Here is a 20049-nt window from a genome sequence, read left to right on the forward strand (position 1 = left end):
TTGTCATAGTGCACAGCTGACGCAACCCTCCACCTCCGTCCCTTCCAGCGCGAGCTGGCGGAGACGGATGTAGTAGATGGTCTTGATGCCCTTGCGCCAGGCGTAGATCTGCGCCTTGTTGATGTCACGCGTTGTGGCGGTGTCCTTGAAGAACAGCGTCAGGGACAGGCCCTGGTCCACGTGCTGCGTGGCAGCGGCGTAGGTGTCGATGATCTTCTCGTAGCCAATCTCATACGCATCCTGGTAGTACTCCAGGTTGTCGTTGGTCAGGTACGGGGCCGGGTAGTACACACGGCCGATCTTGCCTTCCTTGCGGATCTCGATCTTCGAGGCAACCGGGTGGATGGACGAGGTGGAGTTGTTGATGTAGCTGATGGAACCGGTGGGCGGCACGGCCTGCAGGTTCTGGTTGTAGATGCCGTGCTCCATGACGGAGGCCTTCAGCTCGCGCCAGTCATCCTGCGTGGGGATGTGGATGCCCTCGAAGAGCTCCACGACGCGGGCGGTCTGGGGAACCCATTCGCGGTCCGTGTACTTGTCGAAGAACTCGCCGGTGGCGTACTTGGACTTCTCGAAACCGCCGAAGGTGGACTTGGTCTCGATGGCCAGCAGGTTCGAGGAGCGCAGAGCGTGGAACAGCACCGTGTAGAAGTAGATGTTGGTGAAGTCCAGGCCCTCTTCGGAGCCGTAGTGGACCCGCTCGCGGGCCAGGTAGCCGTGCAGGTTCATCTGGCCCAGGCCGATGGCGTGCGACTGGTCGTTGCCCTTGGCGATGGAGGGGACCGAGGTGATGTTGGACATGTCCGAGACCGCGGAGAGTGCCCGGATGGACGTCTCGATGGTCGCACCGAAGTTCGGCGAATCCATGGTTTTGGCAATGTTCAGCGAGCCCAGGTTGCAGGAGATGTCCTTGCCGGTCTCGTCGTAGGACAGGTCATCCAGGTACGTGGTGGGCTGGGAAACCTGCAGGATCTCCGAGCACAGGTTGGACATGATGATCTTGCCCTCGATCGGGTTCTCCCGATTTACGGTGTCCTCGAACATGATGTACGGGTAGCCGGACTCGAACTGGATCTCGGCGAGGGTCTGGAAGAACTCGCGGGCCTTGATCTTGGTCTTCTTGATCCGGGAATCGTCAACCATCTCGTAGTACTTCTCGGTGACCGAGATGTCGGAGAACGGCATGCCGTAGACCTTTTCGACGTCGTACGGAGAGAACAGGTACATGTCCTCGTCGCGCTTGGCCAGCTCAAAGGTGATGTCCGGAACCACAACGCCCAGGGAGAGTGTCTTGATGCGGATCTTCTCATCGGCGTTCTCGCGCTTGGTGTCGAGGAAGCGGTTGATGTCCGGGTGGTGGGCGTGCAGGTACACCGCACCGGCACCCTGGCGGGCACCGAGCTGGTTGGCGTAGGAGAAGCTGTCCTCGAGGAGCTTCATCACGGGGATGACGCCGGAGGACTGGTTCTCGATCTGCTTGATCGGCGCGCCGACCTCGCGGATGTTGGTCAGGGCGAAGGCCACGCCGCCGCCGCGCTTGGACAGCTGCAGGGCGGAGTTGATGGAACGTCCGATGGATTCCATGTTGTCTTCGATGCGCAGCAGGAAGCAGGAGACCAGCTCGCCGCGCTGGGCCTTGCCGGCGTTCAGGAACGTCGGGGTGGCGGGCTGGAAGCGGCCGTCGATGATCTCATCCACCATGTTCATGGCGAGCTGCTCGTTGCCGCGGGCCAGGTGCAGGGCCACCATGCAGACGCGGTCCTCGTAGCGCTCCAGGAAGCGCTTGCCGTCGAACGTCTTCAGCGTGTAGGAGGTGTAGAACTTGAACGCGCCAAGGAACGTCTCGAAGCGGAACTTCTTCTTGTACGCGCGGCTGAAGAGGTCGCGGATGAAGTTCATCGTGTACTGGTCCAGCGTCTCGCGCTCGTAGTACTCGTTCTTGACCAGGTATTCCAGCTTCTCTTCCAGGTCGTGGAAGAACACGGTGTTGTTGTTCACGTGCTGGAGGAAGTACTGGTGCGCGGCCTCGCGGTCGGCGTCGAACTGGATCTCGCCATTGGGACCGTAGAGGTTCAGCATGGCGTTCAGCTCGTGGTAGCCAAGTCCCTTGTATGCCTCGGGCATAGCAGCATCCTTGCTCTGGGTCAGCGCCGGTTCGGTGACTGTTGTGTCCAAAATAATTCCAATCCCTGGTGTACACGGTCAACGTCTTCGGACGTGCCCATGAGCTCAAAACGATAAAGAAGGGGCACCTTGCACTTGGCGGCGATGATGTCGCCGGCAAGGCAGTAGGTTTCCCCGAAGTTTGTGTTCCCGGCGGCGACAACGCCGCGGATCATGCTGCGGTTCTGCTCCACATTGAGGAACTTGATGACTTGCTTGGGAACCGCCCCGTGCCCGGTCTCCCCACCATAGGTGGGAAGGACCAGCACAAAGGGTTCCAAAGCCAGCAGCGTGTCATCGCGGGTCAGCACCGGCAGCCGGGCAGTATCCATGCCCAATTTCTGGACAAACCGATGGGTGTTGTCCGAAATGGAGGAAAAATAGATGAGCCTGCTGCGAGTGGAAACCAGGCCGGCCGTTGGGGCCTGGCCGGTTCCTGCACTGGTGCCGCGCTGATGGATGTCTGCGATGGCAGTCATTGGTGTTGCTCCCAACGATGTGCCCGGGGCGAATGGCCCGGGCGGGCCGGTCCGTGGCTAGGCGACGGAAACGGCGGCCGCGAGGGCCAGTTCTTCGATCTTGTCCGGGCGGAATCCGGACCAGTGGTCCTGGTCGGTGATGACAACAGGTGCCTGCATGTAGCCAAGGGACCGCACGCGCTCGAGGGCGTCGGGGTCCTGGGAGATGTCCACGCTCTGGTAGGTGATCCCCTTCTTGTCCAATGCCCGGTAGGTGGCGGTGCACTGCACGCACGCTGGCTTGGTGTAAACCGTAACGGTCATAATCCGTTCCCCTTCTTGGAAGTACCTGTCATGGTTGCTTCTGGCTCTTCGTGCCGGTTGAGCCTGTGAAGCGCGCCCCCCGCTTTGCGGGTTTCCCGGCCCTTGCTGCGCCCTCGGCTTTCGCTCGTGACACTGCCTGTTGGCTCGGGTGGTTTTGGCGCCTAAATACGGCCTCGCCAGCGTTCCGGGAGTGTTTCCCGAACTGCTCGATTTCTGTAATTAGATACTACATGTAGTGCACACCCCCGGAAGTGACCCCAAGATGATGTATTACAAGTATGTCATTTTATGCACCGACCGTCCACAGGCAGGAGCGCAGAATTTGCCGGATTCGCGGCTCTTTAAGCTCCGCTATCCACAGGCTGTGGACGAGTTAATCACTTAATCCGGGGCGGCGTGTCGGCTTTCCCGGCGTGTCGCGCCTGGTGTGCCGCGTGCTCCCCACCACTAGGCTTGGCTCGGACAGATGGAGAGGTGGTGGGCGTGGTCAATCCGGTGCATTTGCGCACGCTGGTGGAGGTGACCCGGCTGGGATCCTTCGCGGCGGCGGCCAGCAGACTCGGGTACACGGCGTCGGCGGTGTCGCAGCAGATGTCCGCCCTGGAGCGCGACACGGGCGTGGTGCTGTTCCAGCGCTCGGCCCGCAGCGTGCTGCCCACGGACGCCGCACTGGTCATGACCCGGCACGCCCGCAAGGTCCTTACGGACATCGACGCACTGCTGGCCGCCAGCTCCAAGACCCATGCCGCCACCAGCCAGGAGTTGCGGCTGGGCATCTTCCCCTCGCTGGCCACCTATGTACTCCCCCGTCTCCTGCGCAGCCCCAGCTGGCCGGACCTGGGGATCAATCTGAACGTCTCGGTGGCCGAGCCGGGCCAGACCATCCAGGGCCTGCGCGCCGGCGGCGAGCTCGACGTCGCCCTCGTCTACCAGGTGGGCCAGAGCGGACTGGCCTGGCCGCACACCGTCAGCCGGCAGTGGATTGGCGATGACAACTTCCGCGTGGTGCTCCCCAAATCCTGGGGCATCCAGGCCAATGCCGAGGTGGCCGCCGCGCAGCTGAACGACGTGCCGTGGATCATGCACCACCCGGGCACCCCGGATGCCATGGTGATCGAACGCCTCTTTGCCAGCTGCAATCTCCATCCCCGGGTGGCCGTCCACAGCGACGACTTCAACGCCAGCCTCCAGCTCGCCTCGGTCGGGATGGGAGCCGCGCTGGTTCCCGAGCTGGCGCTGGCGAACAGGCCCGACGGCGTCGTGGTCCTGGATGTGCCGGAGATCCGGCTGGCGCGCAACATCTTTGCCCTGCTCATCAATGAGAAGGCCACGGCCCAGGTGGAGGTCTTTGTGGATGGCCTGTCGGGCATTCTCAACGAGCTCTCCCGGGCGTCCCAGATCGGCTGACGCTCCATCGCGTGGAGCTGCCGGATGGGGGTAACGCCAGGGCCTGTATGGAGGGGCACTCCCTCGTTGCATGGGGCCTTGGTTGACTGGTGAGTGCCGCAGCCGGATGGCCGGCACCCGTTGAAAGGAAGCCCCATCATGACCACATGGTTCATCACAGGATGCTCAACCGGCCTCGGCCGCGCCCTTGCCGAGGCCGTTCTGGCGAACGGTTTCAACGCCGTCGTCACGGCCAGGGATGCAGCGGCGGTCCAGGACCTGGTCGACGCACACCCCGGCACAGCACTGGCCCTCCCCCTCGATGTCACGGACGGGCAGCAGATTGCCGACGCCGTGAAGCAGGCGGAGGAGCGCTTTGGCGGCATCGACGTGCTGGTGAACAATGCCGGCTACGGCTACCGCGCCGCGGTTGAGGAAGGTGGCGAGGCCGACGTCCAGCAGCTGTTCGATACCAACTTCTTTGGCGCCGTCGCCATGGTCAAGGCAGTCCTGCCAGGGATGCGCGCCCGCCGCTCGGGGTCCATCGTGAACATCTCCTCGATCGGCGCCCGGCTCTCCCCCGAAGGATCCGGCTACTACTCGGCCACGAAGGCCGCCCTCGAGGCGATGACAGCGTCGCTGCGCAAGGAAGTGAAACCGCTGGGCATCACCGCCATGTCGGTTGAACCCGGCGGATTCCGCACCGACTTCGCCGGCCGGTCGCTGACGCAGTCGGCCGCGGCCATTGGCGACTACGCCGAGACCGCTGGGAAACGCCGCAAGGAGAACGACACCGTCCACGGCACCCAGCAGGGCGATCCGGCCAAGGCGGCCCAGGCGATCATCGCGGCGGTGCAAAGCCCCGAGACGCCCGGATTGCTGCTGCTGGGCGAAGATTCCCTCAAGGGTTTCCGGGCGGTGCTCGATGCCCTCCGCGCCGAGACCGACGCCTGGGAGTCCACCAGCCGGAGCACGGGTTTCGACACCTCGCTGGCCGGGCAGCACTAGCCGCGGCACCGCTGGTGGCGCCGGCTAGGCCTTTCCGCGACGGCGGATCCTGGCCGCCGGCGCCACCAGCCTGCGGATGATCTGGTTCCTGAGGGCACCGAAGGGCGGATAGACTAGCACCATGGTGTCGGGCTTCATCGGCTTGTCCAGCACCGCCTTGGGGTGGGAGAACGTGCGCAGCGAATGCCGCCCGTGGTAACGGCCCATGCCGCTCTCCCCCACCCCGCCAAAGGGCAGGCCCGGGACCAGCAGATGCGCCGCCGGCACACCGAAGGCCAGCGCCCCCGAGGAGGTCCGCTCGGTGAAGGCCTGGCGCACAGCCGCATCTTCGCTGAAGACGTACAGGGCCAACGGCTTGTCACGGGCAGTGATGAACCCGATGGCATCCTCCAGACCGTCCACGGCCACCAGCGGCAGGATGGGACCGAAGATTTCCTCCTGCATGACTTTCGAGTCCGCGCCGGCCCGCACCACTGTGGGTGCCAGATACTTCTGGGCCGCATCGGCCGCTCCCCCGGTGACCAGCTCGACGTCGTCGTCCTCCAGCAGGGCGGTGAGCCGGGCGAAGGCGCCCTCGTGGATGATCCGGCCGTACTCACCGCTGGACTTCGGGTCCACCCCGTAGAACCGTTCGATGGCGGCGGGCAGCAGGGCGGCCAGCCGGTCCAGCACCTCCGCGGTGCCCAGCACATAGTCCGGGGCCACGCAGGTCTGGCCGGCATTCATAAACTTGCCCCAGGCAATCCGCGCCGCCGCGACCTCAAGGTCCGTCGTGTCGTCCACGTAGGTGGGCGATTTGCCGCCGAGCTCCAAGGTCACGGGCGTCAGGTGCTTCGCCGCGGCGGCCATCACGATGCGGCCCACCCGGCCGTTGCCCGTGTAGAAGATGTGGTCGAAGCGCTGTTCCAGCAGCTCGGTGGTTTCTGCAACGCCACCCTGGACGATCCGGACGGCGTCGGGCAGGTACTCGGGCACGAGCCGGGCCAGCACGGCCGACGACGCCGGCGCCAGCTCACTGGGCTTGGCCACCACCGTGTTGCCCGCGGCGAGTGCACCGATGACTGGCGCCAGCAGCAGCTGGATGGGGTAGTTCCACGGACCGATCACCAGCACGACGCCGAGCGGCTCCAGCACGATCTTCGCCGCGGCCGGCGCGAGGGCCACGGGTACGGCGCTGGCTTCAGGGGCCAGCCAGCGCTTCAGGTGTTTAAGCGTGTGCGCGATCTCCGCCGTCAGGAAGCCAATCTCCGTCAACCACGATTCGCTGGCATGCTTGCCCAGATCGGCCTCGAGGGCGGCGGCGATCTCGCCCTGGCGCTCCACGAGCATCCGGTTCAACGCGTGCAGCTGCTCCCGCCGCCACGCCACAGGCCGGGACACCCCGGAGTTGAACACGGCCCGCGCCCGCGCCACTGTCTGGGCCATCGTCTCCATCTGCGCAATCATGGGCCAAATCTACCCCGGGGCCCACCATGCGCATCGGCGACGCACTATCCCGTTGGGGACGCGTCCACTACCGCGTCTTCGGAGGGGAACGACGTCGCCAACTGGGGACACGCTCGTCGCACCGGGTCTCGCTCCCCACCTGCTCCCAACGTGGGGAACGCAAAAACCGCCGCCGCTCCCGGGAAGGGAACGACGGCGGTTTGGTTTCGACAAGTTCGACCAACGCTCTGCAGCTTTGTTGGGGCCCGGGAGCGGCTTCGGACGTCCGCGAAGCGGGCCGGCCCCAACAAGGCGAAGGAGCGCTGGTTCGGAAGTCCTAGACCAGCTGGGCGCGGACTTCCTTGGTGGCCTCGACCAGGTTGCGCAGGGACTCTTCGGTCTCAGCGTAGCCACGGGTCTTCAGACCGCAGTCCGGGTTGACCCAGAGCTGGCGGGCCGGCACGTGTTTGACGGCGGTGCCGAGCAGCTCGGAGACCTCGGCCTGGCCGGGGACGCGCGGGGAGTGGATGTCGTAGACGCCCGGACCAACACCGCGGCCGAAGCCGTGGCTCTCCAGGTCGTGCACAACCTCCATGCGGGAGCGGGCGGCCTCGATGGAGGTCACGTCGGCATCCAGACCGTCGATGGCGTCGATGATGACACCGAACTCCGAGTAGCACAGGTGGGTGTGGATCTGGGTGCCATCCACGGCGCCTGCGGTGGAGAGGCGGAAGGAGTTCACGGACCAGTCCAGGTAGGAGGCCTGGTCGGCCTTGCGCAGCGGCAGCAGCTCGCGCAGGGCGGGCTCGTCGACCTGGATGACCTTGATGCCGGCGGCTTCCAGGTCGGCGATCTCATCGCGCAGGGCCAGGGCAACCTGGTTGGCGGTCTCGCCCAGGGGCTGGTCGTCGCGGACGAAGCTCCAGGCCAGGATCGTGACGGGGCCCGTGAGCATGCCCTTCATCGGCTTGGCCGTGAGGGACTGCGCGTACTCGGCCCAGGCTACGGTGATGGCCTTGGCGCGGGTGACATCGCCCCACAGGATGGACGGGCGGGTGCAGCGGCTGCCGTAGGACTGGACCCAGCCGTGGACGGTGACGTCGAAGCCTTCCAGGTTCTCGGCGAAGTACTGGACCATGTCATTGCGCTCGGGCTCGCCGTGGACGAGGACGTCGAAGCCCAGGTCCTCCTGCAGGTCCACAACGCGCTTGATCTCTTCCTTCATCAGCGTCTCGTACTGCTCGCCGGTCAGCTCGCCCTTGTTGGCGCGGGCACGGGCGGAGCGGATTTCGCTGGTCTGCGGGAAGGAACCGATGGTGGTGGTGGGCAGCGGCGGGAGGTTCAGCTCGGCGTCCTGGGCTGCGGCACGCGTGGCGTAGTCGGAGCGGTTGAAGTCGGCCGTGGTCAGTGCGGCCAGGCGGGCACGCACCTCGGGGCGCTGGACGCCGGCAGCGGTGGCGCGGGAGGCGATGATGGCGCTGGCCTCATCGATCGCGCCCTGGGCTGCGGCACGGTCGGTCAGCGCGGCGGCCAGGGTGACAACCTCGGTGGCCTTCTGGTCGGCGAAGGCCAACCAGCTGCGCAGCTGCTCGGAGAGCTGGACTTCCTCGGCAACATCGTGCGGGACGTGCTGGGTGGAGGTGGAGGTGGAGACGGCAACGTTCAGGCCGGCTGCCTTGAGGGCCTCCAGCTTGTCGGCGGCGACGGCGAGGTCGTTGCGCCAGATGTTGTGGCCGTCGACGACGCCGGCAACCAGGGTCTTGCCGGCCAGCAGGGCCAGATCCTCGTTGGAGGGAACGGCGCCCTTGAACAGGTCCAGGTGGATGGCTTCAACGTTGGTGGCGGCCAGCGTGGGCAGCAGCTCGTTGATGGCACCGTAGGGGGTGCTGACCAGGATGGCGGGACGCTCGGTGGCGGCGGCCAGAACCTCGTAGGTGCGGGCAACAGCGGCCTTGACCTCGGCGACGTCGATGTCGTTGTCGACGGCCAGGGCGGGCTCGTCCAGCTGGATCCAGCTGGCACCGGCTGCGGCAAGCTTGCCCAGCAGTTCAACGTAGACCGGCAGGACGTCCTCGAGGCGGGACAGCGGCGAGAAGCCGGCCGGGGCGTCGTCGGAGGCCTTGCTCAGCAGCAGGTAGGTGACGGGGCCGACCAGGTACGGGCGGGTCTCGACGCCGTTGGCCAGGGCGTACTCGAACTGCTCCACGATGCGGGTGGAGGTCAGCGAGAAGGTGGTCTCCGGGCCGATCTCGGGGACCAAGTAGTGGTAGTTGGTGTCGAACCACTTGGTCATTTCCAGCGGCTGCTGGTCGGCGGTGCCGCGGGCCAGGGTGAAGTAGGCGTTGATGTCCAGCTGGCCTTCGGCGTTGAGCAGGTTGCCGAAGCGGGCCGGGACGGCACCGATGTGGGTGGAGGCGTCCAGCACCTGGTCGTAGTAGGAGAACGTGCCGGGGACGGCAGCGGCCTCGGTCAGGCCCAGGCCGGTGAGGCGCTTGGCGGTGGCCAGCTGGATCTCCTTGGCGGCGGCGTCCAGGGCGGCGGCGTCGATCTTGCCGGCCCAGAAGGCTTCGATGGCCTTCTTCAGTTCGCGGCGGCGGCCGATGCGGGGGTAGCCCAGCAGGGAGGCGGAGGGGAATGCAGTGGTGGTCATGTCATGTCCTTGGGTAGATCGGTGCATAAGGAAGTTGGCTGCAGAGGATTCTGCGGGTGCTGCAAGACTGCGGGTTCAGGCCGGGGCCAGGGTGCGACGGGGAAGCGCGGGCCGCCCCGGGCGCAGGAGTTGAAGCTTGTCCAGAACGTCCAGGGCCGCGCCGTGTTCGTTGAACGTGTACAGGTGGATGCCGGGGGCTCCGGCGTCCAGGGCCGCACGGGCCAGGTCGACGGTGGCGCGGACGCCGATCCGGCGGCGTTCGCCGTCGTCGTCGGCACGCCCCAACGCCTCCAGCAGCGCGGGGGCAGGCTCGACGCCGGTCAACGTCGCCAAACGCTCGAGCCGGCGGACGCTGGTCAGCGGCATGACGCCGGGAACGATCGGGATGGTCACTCCGGCGCGGCGGGCGCGGGTCAGCAGATCCGCGTACTGCTCGGGGTGGAAGAAGACCTGGGTGATGGCGAAGTCAGCACCGGAGCGCTGCTTGGCCAGCAGAACCTCGACGTCGTGCTGCTCACTGGGCGATTCCGGGTGCTTGGCCGGGTAGGCGGCGACGCCGATGGCCACCTTGCCGGCGCACAGCAGGGCCGTGCGGCGCTGCTCAACGCGGCGGATCAGTTCGATCAGATCCTGGGCGTAGTTCAGCTGTCCCGGCTGGGGCGCGGTGGAGGCGCCCTTGGGCAGGTCGCCGCGCAGGGCCAGGATGCCCCGGACCCCGTGGTCCAGCAGTTCGGAGATGATCTCAGCCAGCTCTTCGGCGTTGTTGCCGACGCAGGTCAAGTGGGCCAGCGGCCGCAGCGTGGTTTCCGTCAGCAGCCGGTTCAACAGCGCGACGGCGGTGCTGCGGTTGGATCCGGAGGCACCGTAGGTGACGGACACATAGTCCGGGTTGGTGCTCTCCAGCTCGCGGATGGTGGCCCAGAGGGATTCCTCGGCGGCCGCATTGCGGGGCGGGAAAAGCTCGTAGGACAGCGCGATGGGCGCTGCACCGGTGAGCTTGGGATGTGTTTGTATCAGGCTTGGTGGAGACATTTGCTGTCCTTGGCTACGGGCCACCACCGGCCGGAACACTTGTCTAGAACTGTGCCCGGAAGGAAGTGGAATCAGGTAAAGGGAACGCAGGTCCAGCCAGCACCAGTGCGCCTCTCGGCGGACAGGGCGCGCCCCAAGGGCACGCTCGACAGTACTGACGCCCTGCGGCAAATGTCAGGCCCACATGGGGGCACCCACACCCTTGGCTGATGAATCCGTTCGAGACGGACCTGCAAAGATCGCTGACACGCTACGAGGAGTAACTTGGCTATAACGTTACCCGCCGCGCGGACGGGTGGACAAAATTGCCGCCGAATTAAGACGTTCTTTTACGCCCCGTGACATCCACAGATGCGGCCTCATGGCGCGTCAGCGGTGCCAAACCGAATTTATGCCGCATTTGAGGAGGAATCGGCAGCACTTGCGCGTGCCGGCTACCAGCGCTTTTCCTGGTAGTTTCCGGGCTCCTGGTCCAGGTTCTTGTCCATGGTGGCGCCGTCCGAGCGCTCCTTCTGGGCACCCTTTTGCTGTTCCTGGAGCTGGTCCAACTTGCTTTGGACCTCCGGGGCCGGCGTGGACTCGGCGGGCTGCGGGTTCTGCCCAGCCTCCGGTGTTCCACCCTCGGCGCCGTCGGACTTCTGGGACAGCCGGTCCCCCGCCTCTTGCAACTGTCCCCCCTCGCCGTGGGAGTTGGCCTCGCTGTTGGGCTGGAAGCAGCCCTCGGGGGCGGCCTTGACCTGCGCCAGGCCCTCCTCATACAGCGTCTTGGCACCGGCGGCGTCTCCCTCGGCGGCCTTCGCGTCGCCCAGCTTCTCAATGGTCAGCACCAGATTGACCCGCACCATGCAGTCCGCGGCGGGCCCGGCCAGCGCCAGAGCGGACTCAAATTCCCGCCGCGCCCCGGGGAGGTCACCGGTGAGCACCAGGGCATCCCCGGCGGCAAACGGCGCCTTGAAGCGTTCAACCAGATTGGCCACCTTGAGCCCCTTGGCCATCTGCTGCGTGGTGGCGCCGTCGCCGCGGGCAAAGGCATCGGCGGCCGGACCGGCCAGCAGCGGCAGGCTGAGCAGCTTGATGGACAGCAGGACGACGACGGCCACCACCGGGGCGGAGGCCAGCAGCAGCCGGCGGCGACGGCGCAGCAGCGCGGGTGTGCCATCTGGCCCGGTCGCAGCGTCAGGGCCGGCGGCCTGGGGGGTGGTCCCGGCGGGAAGGGTGGTTCCGGACGGCGGGGTGGGGGCGCTCATCGCAGCATTCCTTCCAGATCGCTGGCAGCCGGTTCCGGCTTGGGGCCTGGACCGGTTCTGCCGGCGGTGCGGACGGAGAGCCTGCGCAGCCGGCGGCCGCTGTCCACGATTTCCCAGAGCACCACGGCAAAGGCGGCCAGGGCAAAGATCCAGTAGAGCTCGATCCGCCCGGCCGTCGTGGCGGCATCGTCGGGGGCCATGCCGGCCGCGCTGGCATCCACCAGGGCCGCGGCGATGGGGTCCCCGGCATTCCGGTGGACGTACGGGACGGTGAGCTGGTCCGCCAGGGTGCGCAGCATCTTTTCATCCAGACGTGAGACGGCATCCTTGGACCCGCCGGTGGAATAGTCGGTGATGTATTGCTCCGGGCGGTCCAAGGGGTAGCCGCTGTTTTCCCGCATCCGGCCACCGTCCACCGTGCCGTACCCCAGCACCGCTCCCCCGTTGACCAGGTTCTCCGGCAGGTTGAACGGTGCCGGCGCCTTGTCGGCCGTCTGCTCGCCGTCGCCGAGGTAGAACACCAGCCGGGGCCGGTCGGGGTGGGCCTTCCGGGCGGCCTCCAGCCTGTCCTTGAGGGCATCGGCGGCCACCGTCACGCTGCTCCCCCGCGAGAACAGGGTGACCTCCGGGGACAGGATGTCCACCATGGTATCCAGCGCGTTGGCATCGGTGGTCAGCGGCAGGCGCACGACGGCGGAGCTGTCGAAGGTGAGCATGGAATAGCGGGCGCCGGGCAGGGCGGCGGCGATGGCCTCAATGTCCGTCTTCATGCCATCCAGCCGCGTCGCCGACGGGCCAAAGTCCTCGGCGTTGGAGCTGCTGGTGGTGTCCACCACGAAGAACACGTTCAACTGTGTGGATATCTGCTGTGCCGTGCCCCCGGGGAACCCCGGACGCAGCGCTGCCAGCAGCACCAGCGCCACCAGGGCGGCGGCCCGGACCGCGGGGGCCATCGAGGCCGGCCGGGCACCGTTTGCAGAAACGGCGGCGGTGCGGCTGCGCCACAGCAGGGCCGCCGCGCCACCGAGCAGGACCAGGGCCAGGGCCAGCGGGATCATCAGCCAGAGCGGCAGGACGGGCAGCAGCGTCATGGGCGCACCTTCCACAGGGCCAGCAGCATGCCGGCCAGACCAACCAGGGCCAGCACCAGCGGCAGTGCCGGCACATCCGCCACACTCACCACCGGAGCCCCCGTGAGCCGGGCTGCCTCCGTGGACTGGACCTGCCCCACGATCTTGGACACGGCGTCGGCGTTGTCCAGCGCAAAGTAGCCGCCGCCGGTGGCCGTGGCGGCGTCCTGCAGCCGCTGGGCAGCGGTGGCGGCCTTGCCCGATTCCTGCCCATTGGGATTGATCGCATAGACCCGCACCTTGGATGACTGCGCCAGGGCGGCGGCCTCATCCAGGGTGAACAGCGGCGTGCCGGCCAGCAGATTGTCGGTGGCGAGCACCACTGTGCGCGAACGTTGCTCGGAGTCCAGTTTCGGGAACCCCGTGACACAGCTGGCCAGGCCATCGCCGATCAGGCTCGACCCGGCACCCGCATAGGTGCCTTCAAAGAAGCCGAAGTTGTCCGAGTCCAGGCCCAGGGCGGTGCGGGCCACGTCGAGCTGCTCCTTGACCAGCTCATAGTCGTCCGTCAGGGGAAAGACCTGGACCGCCGAGGAATCAAAGATGGTCAATCCAATCCGCTCCCCCTCGAACTCCTTCACCAGCTGGGTGAAGACGTTGACGATGGCGGCATCCGTTTCCACCATGGAACCCGACACGTCCAGGCAGAGCACGATGTCCCGGTTGGCCTGCTCCGGCCGGATGCTGTGTTGCTGGGCCGGACGCGCGGCGGCCGTCAGGGCTGCTCCAGCCAGCAGGACGGCGCTGGCGCACAGCACCCACAGCCAGCGCCGGTGCCGCCCCAGGGCACGCTGGTAGGAGGGCAGCCCGGTCAACCGGTCCGCGTGGGCCACAGGCGCGGCGTCCGCCGTGCGGCGGGAACGGAACACCAACCAAGCCGCACCGGCGGCCACGGCCAGCCCCACGGGAAGCAGCCACCAAAAGATCAGCGCCATCCGGCCACCACCATCCGCGCCGCGGCTGCCGAACTGTGCACGTCCACGGTCCCGGCGGCATCGGCTGTGGCGAACTCCGCGGGGTAGAACTGGCGCACGGCAGCTGCCACGGCGGGAAGCTCGCGGGCACGCAGTTCGGCCAGGGTCATGCGCTGGGCCGCGATGCCCGTCATTTCGTGGACAAAGGCGCGCACGGCGACGCTGAGTTCCTGGTGGGCGGACCGCCCGTCCAGGGCTCCGCCGTCGTGCCGGCGCTCAATGTCGTCAACGATGCCCAGATAGCGGCTCTGCACCGATCCCGGGTTCCGCGGTGGCACGAAGCCAGGGATTCCCGCGGCGTTGGCGGTACGGGTGGAGAGCACCACATAGCCGTACCAGCCGGCCACCAGCAGCAGCAGGGCGACGCCGATCAGCGGCCACCAAATGGAATAGCCCACGGGTGCGTAGAAGCTTGGTTCAGCGGGCACGGCGGTGCCTTTCCAGAAGGGAAAAGAGTGTGCCGACAACCTCGCTGCTGTGCCCAATTTGAGCCATCACGATGCCACGGGCGGCCATGAACGACGCCGTGGCCTCGCTGCGGGCGGCGACGGCATCCGCGTAGTCGCGGGCCACCTCAGCGTCCCGGCCCAGAGCCGCGGCAATCGCCTGCCGATCGGCGACGTCGTAGGAGTCAAGGGCGAGGGCGTGCTCACCGGCCAGCTCGGCATCACGGATCTGCACCCACAGGATTTCGTGCTGGGCCTGGAGCCGGCGCAGCAGGCGCGCCGTTTCCTCATCCAGGGCCAGCTCGTCGGCCACCACAAACAGAAGCATGCGGGTGGCGTAGCTGCGGGAAATGTGGGCCAATTGCGTCTTCAGGTCGCTGCTGCCCGCCTCCAAGGTGGCGGCGGCATCAACCGACTGCAAGAGCTGCTCCAGATGCCCCTCGGTGCCCTTGGCGGGGCGGGCTGCAGTGTGCCCGGCGTCGCCGTGGACCAGGCCCACGTTGTCGCCGTGCCGGACGGCGAGATAGCCCACCACGCCCAGGGCCATGACGGCGATGTCCTTCTTGACCTCGCCGCCGCGGGCCAGCGCCGCCATGTTCCGGCCCGTATCGGCCACCAGCAGCACCGTCTGGCGGCGCACCGCGACATAGCGTTTGATCAGTGGGGCGCCCACTCGGGCGGAGGCCTTCCAATCGATGTCCCGGACCTCGTCACCCGGGATGTAGGCCCGCAGATCGTCAAAATCCAGGCTTCTGCCGCGGAACACAGAGGCGTATTCGCCGTCGAGCATGCCCCGGGCCCGGCGGTGCGCAAAGACGAACATCTTCGATTTCACACGCGTCAGCAGCGATGGCACGGCAGCCTACGGTGTCTGGACGGAGGCCAGGATGGCGTCGATGATGCTCTCCACCGGCACCTGCTCCGCCACCGCTTCGAAGCCCAGGATGATCCGGTGCCGCAGCACGCGGTGGGCCAGGGACTTCACATCCTCGGGAATCACGTGGTCGCGGCCCTGCAGCAGCGCCAGGGCCCGGGCCGCCTGGCTGAACGCAATGCTGGCGCGGGGGCTGGCCCCGAACTCGACCAGCGTGGCCAGGCGGGGGTCGATGTACTGCCCCGCATGCCGGGTGACGTAGACCAGGCCCACCAGATAGCGCACGATGGCGGGGTCCATGTAGATCCGCTTGACCAGCTGCTGCACCATCCGCAGTTCATCCAGGGAGGCGACGGCGGTGGGCTTGGCCTCGGGGAGGAAGACGCCGGCATCGATGCGGCGGATGATCTCCGCCTCTTCGGCCGGAGTGGGATAGTCCAGGACATCCTTGAGCAGGAACCGGTCCATCTGCGCCTCGGGCAGCTGGTAGGTGCCCTCCTGCTCGATGGGGTTCTGCGTGGCCAGCACCAGGAACGGATCCGGCAGCGGGATGACCTCCCCGCCAATGCTGGTCTGGCGCTCCTGCATGGCCTCGAGCATGGCGGACTGGGTCTTGGCGCTGGAGCGGTTGATCTCATCCAGCAGCACGATGTTGGCATGCACGGGACCGAGCTGAGTGGTGAAGGTGCCTTTGGCGGCGTCGTAGATCTGCGTGCCCACAATGTCGCTGGGCAGCAGGTCGGGCGTGCACTGGATCCGGTGGAAGGCGGCACTGACGGAATCGGCCAGGGTCTGGGCCGCCGTCGTCTTGGCCAGTCCGGGGACGCTTTCCAGCAGCACATGGCCGCCGGTGACCAGCCCAATGAGCAGGGTTTCGCGCAGCCGCGTCTGCCCCACCACTTTTGCCTCGAAACTGCGGGAGATGGCGGCCAGCACACGCTGGGCGGCCTGCAGATCCGCCGCTTCAATCCGGACCGTGGCGGTGCTCTGCAACAAGTGGTTCTCTCCCTAGGTGGTGGGTCCGGCCGCCGGAGTCCCTCGTGGGCGGCCCGGCGGCATTGATCGTCCCTCCATCCAATCCAATCATGGCCACCGCCCGCAATGGGGACTCCTGCCCATCCGCCCCGCCGGGGCTTCACCATGCCTCTTCCGCGCCCTTCAGCGCCGGTCTAAGCTGTGCCCATGAATGAACTACCAGTGGCCTACCGGCAGTATCTTGAGGGCAAGACCGAGGACTTCGTGGACACCATCGCCCCGATCCTCAAGCAGTCCGCGGCGGACGAGTTGCATGGGGTGCGGGTGATCATGAATCCGCATGTCCTGCAGGCGCATCTGGACGACAAGATCCCCTACGGCTCCATCGTCGAGAGCATCGACTAGCTGGTTGCACGCAGCCGGCGCTGTTGGTGCCGGTGGCGTTGGTGCCAGTGCGCCGGGCAGCGGGTCAGCCTTGGAGCAGCAGCTTCGCCGCATGCGGACTTAGCGTGCTTTCCAGGACCAGACACGCCGCGCCGATGGCTCCGCCGTCACGCCCCGAGCTGGCACTGGTCAGGCCGATCTCATGCACCGTTCTGGTGGCCGAAAGCGAATCCAACAGCGCCGGAATCACCCGCAGGTAGGTCGGTTCCAGGTACGGCCAGAATGGCCCGCCGGCCACCACACGTTCGACGTCGAGCAGATTGGTCAGCGCGGAAATGGCGCGGGCCACCCGCTGGGCCGAGAATTCGAGCACGTCCACGGCGGCGGAGTTTCCGTGCTCGGCAGCGGCAGCCAACGCGGCCATCTGCTCGTGCAGGGACCGGGGCTCCTGCGGATCGTCCACGGGAAGCACGCCGCGTTCCTGGGCCTGCTCCACGAGGGTCTCGGGCATGCAGGTCACCTTCACGCAGCCGCGGCGGCCGCAATCGCACAGCGGCCCGTCGGGATCGGTGATGATGTGGCCGATCTCCCCGGCGTTGCCCGAGCTTCCGCGCATCACCTCGTCGTTGAACACCAGCCCGGCGCCCAGGCCGGTGCCGATGTAGAGGAATACGAAGGAGCCGGTGGCGTTGGGGCCGCCGGACCACATCTCCGCGACGGCCGCAGCCGTCACGTCCTTGTCCATGACCACCGGCAGGCCGGTGGCGCGCGCCAGTCCATCGCGCAGGGCCACCCGGGTCCAGCCGGGCAGATGCGGCGGGCTGACCACCAGGCCGGCGGCGGCATCCACCGGACCGGGGGTGGCGACGCCGACACCTGCCACGCGCTCGGCGTCGACGCCGGAATCGGCAATCAGGCGGAGCACTTCAGCGGCCATGACCTCAACAAAGGCCTCCGGCGGGATGGACGCGTCCGTGGTCAGCGCGGAGTTGAGGACGACATTGCCCACCACATCCAGCAGGGCGAAGGAGGTGACGGCCGGATCGATCTGCACGCCGACGGCGTACATGCCCGAGGGCTTCAGCCGCAGCATGGTGCGGGGCTTGCCCGGGCCGGTGCCTTCCTTGCCGGCTTCCATGATCAGATCCTGGTCCAGCAGGCGGCGGCAGATGTTGGACACCGTCTGGGGTGCCAGGCCCACCGCGGCGGAGAGCTCAACCCGGCTCAAACCACCCTCGGCGCGCCGGATGGCATCAAGAATCACCATAAGGTTGTAGTCGCCCATGCGGGGCAGATTGGTTCCGCGCCGGGGGGCTGGGGTGCGTACGTCGGGCACTGGGTGGATCATCCCCTCGGGAGTCGAATTCCAATAAGTCTACGGTCCATGGCTGGGAGCGGCCCCCGCACTCCACACCGATTGAAAGGGTACTCCGTCCATGCCCGATATGCCCCCTGCCGAAACGTCCATCGACCCGCACCGTGTGCGCGCCCTGCTGGCCGCGCAGCACCCTGATCTCGCCGGGCTCCCGTTGGAGCCGTTGGCCAATGGCTGGGACAACACCCTGTTCCGCCTGGGCACCGAGTTCACCGTTCGGCTCCCCCGGCGCGCCGCCGCCGTGCCGCTGATTCTGCATGAGCACCGCTGGCTGCCCCAACTGGCTGCAGCAACCACGGTTCCGGTGCCTGTACCTGTGCGCCTCGGGGCGCCGTCGCCGGCCTTTGAATGGCCGTGGACCATCACCCGCTGGTTCGACGGCGATGACCTGCTGGGGCTGCCCGTGGCCGAGCGGACGGCACTCGCCGTCGAGCTGGCCGGATTCGTGGCGGACATCCACCAGGAGGCCCCGGCCGATGCGCCCCGCAACCCCGTGCGCGGCACGCCGCTGTCCTCCCGGGACGAGGCGTTCCGCGGCAGGCTGGAGCTGGCGGGCATGCCGGATCCGGGCCCATTGCTGGCCAGCTGGCGTGAAAGCCTGGCCGCCCCGGTCTTTGCCGGACCGGCCCAGTGGATCCACGGTGATCTGCACCCGGGGAACATCCTGGCCAAGGACGGCCGGCTCAGCGCCGTCATCGATTTTGGCGATCTGGGCCGCGGCGATCCCGCCACGGATCTGGCCACCGCCTGGTTGACCTTCGACGGCGCCGGCCGCCGCCTCTTCATGGAACGGGTGGACGAGCTCACGGGCACCGACGCTGCCACGTGGCTGCGTGCCCGCGGTTGGGCGCTGAACATCGGGACCGCCCTGCTGGCACACTCCGACGACAACCCCGCGCTGTACGCCTTGGGCCGGCATGCCGTGGACGCGGTGCTGGGGTCCTAGTGCCCAGCGGCCCCTCGCTCGCCCGGGGCCCTAGGCTGAGCGGACGCTCAGGGCCACGGTGAACTTGGGGTTCTTGCCCTGGATCCAGGTGGGGCCGATCCGGCGCTCCAGCTGGGCCCGGTAGTCCAGGTGGTGGTTGTAGACGGTCCACAACTCCCCGCCCGGCTTGAGCACCCGCGCCGCGGCATCGAAGAGCTTCAAGGCGGCCCCGGCGTGGACGGCCCCGCCCACGTGGAACGGCGGGTTGAGGACCACCAGTTCGGCACTGCCAGGGGCAAAGCCTGCCAGGGCATCGTCCTGGACGGCCGTCATTTGCTCCGCCAGGCCATTGGCGGCGGCCGTGGCGGCCGCGCTCGCGACCGCGGCGGCGGACTGGTCGGTGGCCACCACCGTGAGTTCGGGCCGGTTGGCCGCCACATAGGCGGCAATCACGCCGGAGCCGCAGCCCAGATCGATGGCGGTGGCGGCACCGGGCTTCATCTTCTCCACGAACGTCAGCAGGAATCGTGTGCCGATGTCCAGCTTGGTGCCGGCAAAGGTGGCGCCGTGGGCGCACAGCCACAGGCCCAGCTCGTCGTTGAATTCCCTGGCCGGGAAACGCGAGGGCTCGCTGGGGCGCAGTGGTCCGCTGGCCGTGAGCAGCCGGGACTTCTTTGCCGCTAGTGATGCCTGGACGGTGCCAAAGGATTCGGCCAGCACCGTGTTCTGCGCGGCCGTCATGTGTTTGACCCGCCCGCCGGCCACCAGCCGCACATCCTCATGGGCGTACCGGGCGATCAAGTCGGCCACCTCGGCCAGCTCTTCGAGGTTGCGCGGCAACTGCCACAGCACGGTGCGGACGCCCTCGAACAGGGCCGCATCCAGGGGCATTGAGGTGTAGCTGCCGGCCAGGCCCAGCGCCTCGGCGTTGGCTGCGAGCGCCAGCTCTCCGGAGCGGACATCCTGGTGGACGCGCAGCTCCCCTGCGTTCCGGCCGTACCGGGCGGCCGTGGCCAGGGCCAGTGCGCCGTAGCGGTCGCCGACGACGGCGATGGGCCAGGCCGCAGGGTCCGCCAGGCGCGCGGCGGTGCTGTCCAGGATCAGTTCATCCGTGGGGTCCCAGGCGAAGAGGTTGTCCGCCTCTACATCGGGGAAGCGGCGCAGCGCGCTGAAATCAAATGCTGCTGGTGCCTCTGCGTCCGGGGTGGGTCCGGTCTGCTCACTGCGGCTCATGGCGCCTTTCCACGCGTATTCCCCGGATTCGGGGCCATTG

At 67.3% G+C, this 20049-nt stretch carries 18 protein-coding genes; 4 read left to right on the top strand and 14 right to left on the bottom strand.

From position 1 onward, the window contains the following. Window positions 1-3: 3 nt before the first annotated feature. The 3 genes from nrdE to nrdH are packed head-to-tail and all read right to left on the bottom strand — an operon-like array spanning window position 4 to window position 2945. Window positions 4-2124 (bottom strand): class 1b ribonucleoside-diphosphate reductase subunit alpha, encoded by a 2121-nt coding sequence (gene nrdE, locus K254_RS0108760; protein WP_026555047.1) that lies wholly within the window; start codon window positions 2122-2124, stop codon window positions 4-6. A 20-nt stretch (window positions 2125-2144) separates the two neighbouring features. Next, complete coding sequence (gene nrdI, locus K254_RS0108765) at window positions 2145-2642, bottom strand: class Ib ribonucleoside-diphosphate reductase assembly flavoprotein NrdI (protein WP_081709974.1); 498 nt, start codon at window positions 2640-2642, stop codon at window positions 2145-2147. A gap of 57 nt (window positions 2643-2699) precedes the next feature. Next, window positions 2700-2945: a glutaredoxin-like protein NrdH gene (gene nrdH, locus K254_RS0108770; protein ID WP_026555049.1), complete on the bottom strand. Its 246-nt coding sequence runs from the start codon at window positions 2943-2945 to the stop codon at window positions 2700-2702. 483 nt (window positions 2946-3428) lie between these two features. Between nrdH and K254_RS0108775 the strand changes: the two genes are divergently transcribed. Together K254_RS0108775 and K254_RS0108780 are read left to right on the top strand one after the other, a co-directional pair. Then, on the top strand, window positions 3429-4352 hold the full coding sequence (locus K254_RS0108775; RefSeq protein WP_026555050.1) for a LysR family transcriptional regulator: 924 nt from the start codon (window positions 3429-3431) through the stop codon (window positions 4350-4352). 138 nt (window positions 4353-4490) lie between these two features. Next, window positions 4491-5339 (top strand): oxidoreductase, encoded by an 849-nt coding sequence (locus tag K254_RS0108780; RefSeq protein ID WP_026555051.1) that lies wholly within the window; start codon window positions 4491-4493, stop codon window positions 5337-5339. Between the two features lie 24 nt (window positions 5340-5363). Here K254_RS0108780 and K254_RS0108785 read toward each other — a convergent pair whose 3' ends face one another. The 9 genes from K254_RS0108785 to K254_RS0108825 form a co-directional block, all read right to left on the bottom strand. Further along, entirely contained in the window at window positions 5364-6785 is a 1422-nt protein-coding gene (locus K254_RS0108785) for an aldehyde dehydrogenase family protein (protein WP_231391792.1), read from the bottom strand. Between the two features lie 316 nt (window positions 6786-7101). Continuing rightward, window positions 7102-9414, bottom strand: coding sequence for a 5-methyltetrahydropteroyltriglutamate--homocysteine S-methyltransferase (gene metE / locus K254_RS0108790; protein WP_026555053.1), 2313 nt, complete (start codon window positions 9412-9414; stop codon window positions 7102-7104). 75 nt (window positions 9415-9489) lie between these two features. Then, window positions 9490-10446 (bottom strand): methylenetetrahydrofolate reductase, encoded by a 957-nt coding sequence (locus K254_RS0108795; protein ID WP_026555054.1) that lies wholly within the window; start codon window positions 10444-10446, stop codon window positions 9490-9492. A 434-nt stretch (window positions 10447-10880) separates the two neighbouring features. Then, a complete protein-coding gene (locus K254_RS24800) occupies window positions 10881-11693 on the bottom strand; it encodes a hypothetical protein (RefSeq protein WP_051388998.1) in 813 nt (270 codons plus the stop codon). After that, window positions 11690-12784, bottom strand: coding sequence for a VWA domain-containing protein (locus K254_RS0108805; protein WP_081709975.1), 1095 nt, complete (start codon window positions 12782-12784; stop codon window positions 11690-11692). The genes K254_RS24800 and K254_RS0108805 overlap by 4 nt, the downstream gene beginning before the upstream one ends. Continuing rightward, the gene (locus K254_RS0108810) at window positions 12781-13758 is read right to left on the bottom strand and encodes a VWA domain-containing protein (protein WP_026555056.1); all 978 of its coding nucleotides are present in this window, start codon (window positions 13756-13758) and stop codon (window positions 12781-12783) included. Before K254_RS0108810 ends, K254_RS0108805 begins: the two co-directional genes overlap by 4 nt. Then, window positions 13749-14225: a hypothetical protein gene (locus K254_RS22535; RefSeq protein ID WP_051388999.1), complete on the bottom strand. Its 477-nt coding sequence runs from the start codon at window positions 14223-14225 to the stop codon at window positions 13749-13751. Before K254_RS22535 ends, K254_RS0108810 begins: the two co-directional genes overlap by 10 nt. Beyond that, window positions 14215-15099 (bottom strand): DUF58 domain-containing protein, encoded by an 885-nt coding sequence (locus tag K254_RS0108820; protein WP_026555057.1) that lies wholly within the window; start codon window positions 15097-15099, stop codon window positions 14215-14217. The genes K254_RS22535 and K254_RS0108820 overlap by 11 nt, the downstream gene beginning before the upstream one ends. 6 nt (window positions 15100-15105) lie before the next feature. Next, the gene (locus tag K254_RS0108825; protein ID WP_026555058.1) at window positions 15106-16113 is read right to left on the bottom strand and encodes an AAA family ATPase; all 1008 of its coding nucleotides are present in this window, start codon (window positions 16111-16113) and stop codon (window positions 15106-15108) included. A gap of 186 nt (window positions 16114-16299) precedes the next feature. Between K254_RS0108825 and K254_RS0108830 the strand changes: the two genes are divergently transcribed. Further along, entirely contained in the window at window positions 16300-16497 is a 198-nt protein-coding gene (locus tag K254_RS0108830) for a hypothetical protein (RefSeq protein ID WP_026555059.1), read from the top strand. A gap of 64 nt (window positions 16498-16561) precedes the next feature. On the opposite strand, the gene K254_RS0108835 is transcribed toward K254_RS0108830, so the two are convergent. Continuing rightward, window positions 16562-17761, bottom strand: a complete 1200-nt coding sequence (locus K254_RS0108835) for an ROK family transcriptional regulator (RefSeq protein WP_035749854.1) — start codon at window positions 17759-17761, stop codon at window positions 16562-16564. 151 nt (window positions 17762-17912) lie between these two features. On the opposite strand from K254_RS0108835, the gene K254_RS0108840 reads away from it, so the two are divergent. Beyond that, window positions 17913-18797 carry an aminoglycoside phosphotransferase family protein gene (locus K254_RS0108840; protein ID WP_026555061.1) on the top strand — a complete coding sequence of 295 codons (885 nt, stop codon included), beginning with the start codon at window positions 17913-17915 and terminating at the stop codon, window positions 18795-18797. Between the two features lie 30 nt (window positions 18798-18827). Here the strand turns inward: K254_RS0108840 and K254_RS0108845 are convergent, their stop codons facing one another. Continuing rightward, entirely contained in the window at window positions 18828-20009 is a 1182-nt protein-coding gene (locus K254_RS0108845) for a class I SAM-dependent methyltransferase (RefSeq protein ID WP_051389000.1), read from the bottom strand. Window positions 20010-20049 lie beyond the last annotated feature (40 nt).

Source organism: Arthrobacter sp. 35W, from assembly GCF_000482545.1.
Classification (GTDB): domain Bacteria; phylum Actinomycetota; class Actinomycetes; order Actinomycetales; family Micrococcaceae; genus Specibacter.